Here is a 320-nt window from a genome sequence, read left to right as displayed (position 1 = left end):
CGTGCCTTCCTTCACGATGTACAGACGAATATTCTGAATCGGTTTCCCGATCGGAATAACTCCATATTCCTCATCCGCTTCACAATCAAAGTACGATACGTCCACCGTCGCTTCGGTTGGACCGTACAGGTTGATCAGTTTCGCTCCAGCCAGGCTCGACACAAGCCGCTGGAATCGGGCCACATGCTGTGGCGGCAACGCTTCGCCGCTGGCAAAGACATGGCGCAGCGTGCCCAGCTTCGCTTGCATCACTTCCCGTGGCTGCTGCTCCACGTACTCCAGGAACGCATGCAGCATGGCGGGAACAAAGTGCATCGTGC

At 56.6% G+C, this 320-nt stretch carries 1 protein-coding gene; it reads right to left on the bottom strand.

The genetic code is table 11. The features are described from left to right. Positions 1-320 (bottom strand): AMP-binding protein (locus G9G54_RS24970; RefSeq protein ID WP_165179962.1); only part of this gene is annotated, 320 nt, incomplete at both ends.

Source organism: Paenibacillus sp. EKM212P, assembly GCF_011066115.1.
GTDB lineage: Bacteria > Bacillota > Bacilli > Paenibacillales > Paenibacillaceae > Paenibacillus > Paenibacillus polymyxa_B.
Note: the sequence above shows the minus strand (reverse complement) of the source record. Positions and strands in the feature narration are given on the sequence as shown.